The following is a 3,978-nucleotide window of genomic DNA, read 5'->3' as shown; positions in this document are numbered from 1 at the left end:
CAGGTGGGCAATAGCCTCAATCTGGCTTTCTTTGAGAGTCGCCCCGGGGCGGAGCCGCAGAACCACTGATGCCGTGGGTTGCTTCTCCTCCTCGGCAAAGAGACGCTCTTCAGGAAGAACGATGTGCACCCGTGCCGCCTCAACTTCACTGAGGGTCATAATGGTTCGCTCGAGTTCCCCCTGGAGCGCTCTCTGGTAGTTCACTCGCTGGAGGAAGCTCGTGAGCCCAAAGGTCCCTTTATCGAAAATCTCAAAACCCGTTCCCCTTGAGGGGAATCCCTTCTGGGCGAGCTTCATCCGCGCCTCGTACAATTTATCCTGAGGAACCTCAACCACCGTTCCCCCACTTGAGAGGCGGTACGGGATGTTGAGCTCCCGCAGGGCATCCACGACCTGGCCGGTCTCCTGAGGGTCGGTACTTCGGAAAAGAGGAGCGTAATCCGGCTTTCCGGAGTAGAGGAAAAGGGTGATGAGGCCGGCAAAAAGAGCGGTGCTCACAAGGAGAAAGAGCACCCGCTGCGACTGGGTCATGCCTCCCCAGACGTTTTTGAGCTGTTCTGTAAAATCCGCAAGGGGACTCCGCATCGCCTACACCTGCATCCGCATGATTTCCTGGTAGGCCTCGATCACTTTATTCCGCACCTGCACCGCAAGGCCTAAGGCAAGGTTTGCCCGCTCAAGGGCAATGATGGCCCGGTGGAGATTTTCTTCTTTTCCTAAAGCAACTTCAAGAACCGCTTGATCCGCCTCCTTCTGGAGCTCGTTCACCTCTTCAAGGGCCTGCCAGAGTTTCTCGGCAAAGCCACCACCCTGGGAAGCCTGGGGCTTCTCCTTCCCAAGGGAAGGAAGGGTACCTGAGGAAATTCGGGAAACCTCCATATGCTCACCCCCTACCGCCCGATGTTCAGGCTACTTGAGAGCATGCTCTTTGTGGCGTTGAGGGCTGCGACGTTTGCCTCGTACGCCCGAGTTGCCGCCAGGAGATCCACCATTTCGTTCACCACAAGGACGTTGGGGTATTCTACAAAACCCTCAGCGTTCGCATCGGGATGAGCAGGATCGTACACCTGGCGGAAGGGAGTCCTCGTGTCCTCTTGAATAGCGGCAACCTCCACACCCCCATCCTCGCGGGGCGTAAACACCACTTCCTTTCGGCGATACGGCCCTCCCTGAGGAGTGCGGGTGGTTTCCGCATTGGCGATGTTTGTGGCAATAACGCTCAGGCGAAGTCGCTCCGCAGTGAGCGCCGAGGCGCTGATTTCAAAGGACCGGAAGATTTTCATTTTACCGCACCTCCCGAACGACGGTTTTCAAAAGCCCGATTTTGTCAGATATCATGCGGGCCAAAGCCTGGTAGTACAGGGCATTCTCAAGAACGATGGTCATTTCCTTCTCCACATCGACCCCTGACTGGTCCTGACGCACCGAGCACTCTTCCTCAAGAACATGCACACCTGAAGTACCATCCTCATCGCCCCCAAAATGCCTGGGATGGGTTACCGAGAGGGGGAGATCCTCTCCTCTCCTCAGAACATCCTGGAAGGCGCTCTCGAAATCCACATCTTTTCTCTTGTAGCGAGGTGTTTCCACATTGGCCACGTTCTCCGAGAGGACACGCTGACGAACCATCGAGTAATCCAGTCCCCTCTCGAGAATTCGCATCGCCCTATCCATCAGGATATCGAAGGACATCGTCTCAACCTCCAAAAAGTAGAGATGAAATACCTTGCCAAAGCTTCGCCCAAAAAGGGGGAAACTCCATGGTAAAATGAATCCGGTGATTTCCGGTGCCGGCGTTTTCTTTCCCTTTCTTTCGGCTTGGGATTATCGGTGGCGGACAGCTTGCCAAAATGATGACTCAAGAGGCAAAGAGAATGGGGTTTTTCGTGACCGTCCTTGACCCTACCCCTTCCTCCCCCGCCGCCCAGGTGGCGGATGAGGAAATCGTTTCAGGATTCTACGATGAGGAGGGCCTTGCAAAACTCATCGCGGAAAGTGACGTTGTCACCTACGATATCGAGCATGTGAACACTAAATTCCTGAAGTCCCTCCCGGGGAAAGAGAAAATCCGCCCTTCCCCGGAGCTCCTTGAGACCATTCAGGATAAGTTCAGGCAGCGAAAAACGCTCAAAGAAGCTAGACTTCCCGTTCCTCACTTTGTCCTCCTTGAAGAGGATACTCCTTCCGCTTTCCAGGCCTTTGGCTTCCCCCTCGTGCAGAAAGCCCGCTTCGGAGGCTACGACGGAAGGGGCGTGGTGGTTCTCCAAAGTGAGGAGGACCTCCCAAAGCGCCTCCAGGGACCCTCTTTCCTTGAGACTTACATACCGATTGAGAAGGAACTTGCGGTCCTTGTTGCCCGCAGCATCACCGGAGAAACCCGGGTGTACCCGGTGGTGGAGATGATTTTTGAGCCCCGGGCGCACATCTGCGACCTCGTCCTTGCTCCAGCCCGAATTCCTGAGGACATCGCCGAAAAAGCGAAGTCCCTGGGCCTTCGGTGCGTGGAGGTCCTGGATGGGGTCGGAATCTTTGCCATCGAGATGTTCCTCACCAAAAAGGGGGAAATCTTTGTGAACGAGATTGCCCCCCGACCGCACAACTCAGGGCACTTCACCATTGAAGCCTGTGTCACGTCTCAATTTGAGGAGCACCTGCGGGCGATTCTTGGGCTCCCCTTAGGGTCGACGAAGCTCCTTACCCCTGCCGTCATGGTGAACCTCTTAGGGGAAGAAGGAGAAAGCGGCCCACCGTTTGTTGAAGGTCTTGAAGAAGCCCTGGCCATCGAGGGGGTCTCTTTCCACTTTTACGGGAAGTGGGAAACCCGTCCTTTCCGGAAGATGGGACATGTGACGGTAGTCGATGAAACTCTTGAGGGGGCGCTTGCTAAAGCCCTCAAGGTCAAAGAAGTCCTCAAGATTCGGGGAAGAAAGGAGCAGAGCCATGCCTCGAGTCGGCATCATCATGGGGAGTGATTCGGACCTCCCGGTCATGGAGGAGGCGGCAAAAATCCTTGAAGAACTCGGTGTGAGTTATGAAATGACCATCGTTTCAGCGCACCGCACTCCCGAGCGTATGTTCCGGTACGCCAGGGAGGCAGAGGAGCGAGGGATCGAGGTCATCATCGCCGGAGCCGGAGGAGCAGCCCACCTCCCCGGGATGGTGGCATCTATAACCGTTCTTCCGGTCATTGGTGTTCCCGTGAAAAGCGCTGCCTTGCAGGGACTTGACTCGCTCCTTTCCATCGTCCAGATGCCCCCAGGAGTCCCGGTGGCCACGGTGGCCATAAACGGTGCCCGCAACGCGGGGATACTCGCCGCAGAAATCCTGGGCATCAAGTACCCCGAAATCCGGGAACGGGTACGGCAGTACAAGGAATCCCTGCGGAAACTCGTGGAATCGAAGGCCCAGGAAATCCAGAGAGAGTTCCCCGGTAATGGCTGAGCAAAGACCCTTGCCACTTCTCCTCTTCTCCATTTTCTTTAAAATCGGAGCCCTCACCTGGGGAGGGGGATACGCCATGATTCCCCTCATCCGGAGAGAACTCGTGGAAAAGCACAAACTCCTCTCCGAAGAGGCCTTCCTTGAAATCCTCTCTCTTGCCCAGAGTCTTCCGGGAGCTATCGCCGTAAACACCGCTTCCTTCGTGGGGCTTGCCCTTGGTGGGGTGGGAACTCAGCTCCTTCTTGTTCTTGCCACCGCCCTGCCCTCTTTTGGTTCCATAACTCTTGCAGCTTTCTTTCTCCTTCGTTTCCGGGAGCTCCACCTCGTGCAGGCCTTCTTCCGGGGGGCTCTTGCGGTTGTCGTCTCCCTTATTGTCCTTGCCGTCTGGCAGGTTGGGAAAGGTGTGGCAAGGGACTGGGTAGACCTTGCCCTTGCCTTTTTCCTCTTTGCTCTCCTCTCCTTGACCGGTATGCATCCCCTCTGTGCCGTTCTCCTCGGTGGAGGTCTGGGGGTGCTCCTGAAGCGGTGATGTACTTT

7 protein-coding genes are annotated in these 3,978 nt (G+C 56.1%); 3 read left to right on the top strand and 4 right to left on the bottom strand.

Annotated elements, in window-relative coordinates; genetic code table 11:
• The 4 genes from fliF to flgB all read right to left on the bottom strand — a co-directional run.
• The coding region (gene fliF / locus H5U36_09545; GenBank protein ID MBC7218353.1) for a flagellar M-ring protein FliF at positions 1-585 on the bottom strand (585 nt) is incomplete at its 3' end.
• A 3-nt stretch (positions 586-588) separates the two neighbouring features.
• Positions 589-879, bottom strand: a complete 291-nt coding sequence (gene fliE / locus H5U36_09540; protein MBC7218352.1) for a flagellar hook-basal body complex protein FliE — start codon at positions 877-879, stop codon at positions 589-591.
• An 11-nt stretch (positions 880-890) separates the two neighbouring features.
• Complete coding sequence (gene flgC / locus H5U36_09535) at positions 891-1,283, bottom strand: flagellar basal body rod protein FlgC (protein ID MBC7218351.1); 393 nt, start codon at positions 1,281-1,283, stop codon at positions 891-893.
• Between the two features lies 1 nt (position 1,284).
• Positions 1,285-1,692, bottom strand: a complete 408-nt coding sequence (gene flgB, locus H5U36_09530) for a flagellar basal body rod protein FlgB (protein ID MBC7218350.1) — start codon at positions 1,690-1,692, stop codon at positions 1,285-1,287.
• 95 nt (positions 1,693-1,787) lie between these two features.
• Here flgB and H5U36_09525 point away from each other — a divergent pair, with 95 nt between their 5' ends.
• Genes H5U36_09525 through H5U36_09515 form a run of 3 tightly spaced genes read left to right on the top strand, consistent with a single transcriptional unit; the run spans position 1,788 to position 3,970 of the window.
• Complete coding sequence (locus H5U36_09525) at positions 1,788-2,972, top strand: 5-(carboxyamino)imidazole ribonucleotide synthase (protein ID MBC7218349.1); 1,185 nt, start codon at positions 1,788-1,790, stop codon at positions 2,970-2,972.
• Positions 2,941-3,441, top strand: a complete 501-nt coding sequence (gene purE / locus H5U36_09520; protein MBC7218348.1) for a 5-(carboxyamino)imidazole ribonucleotide mutase — start codon at positions 2,941-2,943, stop codon at positions 3,439-3,441. Before H5U36_09525 ends, purE begins: the two co-directional genes overlap by 32 nt.
• On the top strand, positions 3,434-3,970 hold the full coding sequence (locus tag H5U36_09515; protein MBC7218347.1) for a chromate transporter: 537 nt from the start codon (positions 3,434-3,436) through the stop codon (positions 3,968-3,970). Before purE ends, H5U36_09515 begins: the two co-directional genes overlap by 8 nt.
• Positions 3,971-3,978: the final 8 nt, after the last annotated feature.

The sequence above is a fragment of the Candidatus Caldatribacterium sp. genome, assembly GCA_014359405.1.
In the GTDB taxonomy this organism is placed as follows: Bacteria; Atribacterota; Atribacteria; order Atribacterales; family Caldatribacteriaceae; genus Caldatribacterium; species Caldatribacterium oleiphilum.
This window is presented reverse-complemented; position numbering and strand designations above follow the sequence as displayed.

Excerpts from the sequence above, each read along its gene's own strand:
- fliE (MBC7218352.1), bottom strand. The coding sequence starts at position 879 with ATGGAGGTTTCCCGAATTTCCTCAGGTACCCTTCCTTCCCTTGGGAAG.
- flgC (MBC7218351.1), bottom strand. The coding sequence starts at position 1,283 with ATGAAAATCTTCCGGTCCTTTGAAATCAGCGCCTCGGCGCTCACTGCG.
- flgB (MBC7218350.1), bottom strand. The coding sequence starts at position 1,692 with ATGTCCTTCGATATCCTGATGGATAGGGCGATGCGAATTCTCGAGAGG.
- purE (MBC7218348.1), top strand. The coding sequence starts at position 2,941 with ATGCCTCGAGTCGGCATCATCATGGGGAGTGATTCGGACCTCCCGGTC.
- H5U36_09515 (MBC7218347.1), top strand. The coding sequence starts at position 3,434 with ATGGCTGAGCAAAGACCCTTGCCACTTCTCCTCTTCTCCATTTTCTTT.